Origin of the sequence: Acidisphaera rubrifaciens HS-AP3 (genome assembly GCF_000964365.1) — a bacterium.
Classification (GTDB): Bacteria; Pseudomonadota; Alphaproteobacteria; order Acetobacterales; family Acetobacteraceae; genus Acidisphaera; species Acidisphaera rubrifaciens.
On record NZ_BANB01000899.1, the window covers coordinates 1 to 1,519 of the forward strand.

2 protein-coding genes and 1 pseudogene are annotated in these 1,519 nt (G+C 68.0%); all 3 read left to right on the forward strand.

Annotated elements, in window-relative coordinates:
* Nucleotides 1–827: pseudogene (locus tag B8460_RS18860) on the forward strand (hypothetical protein); the annotation flags it as partial.
* A gap of 116 nt (nt 828–943) precedes the next feature.
* Complete coding sequence (locus tag B8460_RS18865; protein WP_084623924.1) at nt 944–1,117, forward strand: ribbon-helix-helix protein, CopG family; 174 nt, start codon at nt 944–946, stop codon at nt 1,115–1,117.
* Nucleotides 1,110–1,445: a hypothetical protein gene (locus tag B8460_RS21290; RefSeq protein ID WP_148360709.1), complete on the forward strand. Its 336-nt coding sequence runs from the start codon at nt 1,110–1,112 to the stop codon at nt 1,443–1,445. Before B8460_RS18865 ends, B8460_RS21290 begins: the two co-directional genes overlap by 8 nt.
* The last annotated feature ends 74 nt before the right edge of the window (nt 1,446–1,519 follow it).

A 1,519-nucleotide genomic window follows, 5' to 3' on the forward strand; every position in this document is an offset into this window, starting at 1 on the left:
ATGCGTATGCAGGCGAGTGGCCCCGCGAGCGGTTTGCGTTGCGCGGCATAGGCTACGACGTGTCTCGCAAGCCCAAGTCGGCGATATACACTGAGTTCCTCCCCGCGTTGAACGGTCGGCGAGTGCGGTTGCTCGACAACGCGAGACTCACGGCGCAGCTCACGGCGCTGGAACGCCGCACGGCACGCGGCGGCAGAGACAGTATCGACCACGCGCCCGGCGCGCATGACGATTTGGCAAACGCCGCAGCCGGCGCGCTGGTGCAAGTTCTCGGCGATCGTGTGCCGTCCCTGGTGCGGCCTGCCGACCTGCTGACGGACGGCGCGCCGGTCGCGCCATGCCGTGCGTGTGAGGCCGTCTATGCAGTGGCGTCAATCGACGCGGCGGGCCGCGTGGCGATCGTAACCGCGTCGCGTTCTCTGATCGGCGCAGGGCCGCCCTGCCTGCTGATCGACTTCGACGTTGCACCGTTGTCCGCCGCGCCATTCGTGGAACTTGCGGCGGTGTTGACGCGGCTGGGGGCGGAACTGCGGCCCGTCCGGGGCGTGCTGGGCGTGGTGTTGCCGCCGGTGCTGCGATCGGTCGCGGAGCGGGCTGGGTTGCGGGTGCAGGTGGTGGACGGGTTGGACCCGGCGGTGTTGGCGCTGTCGGCGGCGGGGCATGTCGCGGCCGGGCGGGTCAAGCTGTCGCCGCTGGTGGCTGAGAAGGCTCGAACGTCACCCTTTGGCGCGTCGATCGAGCTTCGCGCCGGGATGCCGGTTGGCGACGATCCGTTGCGGGCTGCGGTGGTACTGGCGATCGTGGCGGCGCTGGACGTGCGGGATTAACGACACCCCGCGACACCGCCAGACAACGCCAGACATTCCCCAACGTTCCTCAACGTGTCTGGTAGTTCCGCAAGAAACCTCTTGCATTGCGCTGAACTCATTACTATTTTGTCCCTATGGACAATCTCGATCGCCGCGTCACGACGACGCTCACGCTGCCCGCCCGGCACATCGCTGAACTGGACCTGATCGCCCGCGAGCACGACACGTCGCGCAGTCGGATCGCGGCGCGTGCGATCCGCGAATATCTTGCGCGGCACAGCGCGGGCGAGGCGCAGCGGGATGAGTGAGACCGCCGCCGCTCTTGACCGCGTGGCGGTCCGCATCGCGGCCGATCTACGGCGCTGTCTCGGTCCTGTTGATCCGAAGCGCGATGCGCTGATTACAGTCGCAGCCGAGGTCGCGGCATGGGCGATGTATGCTCGTGAGACGATCCTGGCGCATGGCGCGTCCGTCGCGGACCTAGACAATCTCTATGAGATGACCTGGCGGCTCCGGCAGTCATTGAACTGGCTGGGCGGGGTTGCGTGTGCCCACTCGATGGCGCGGATCATCCTGCAAGAGGCCATGGACACCCTTGAGGCGGCGGCGGCGCTCGGCGGCGGCGCCAATGACTGAACTCGACGTAGCCCGCGCCATCGCCTCGGGCGAGTTGCCCTCGCCGCAGCCGTGCGGTGGGGCGCGGCTATGGG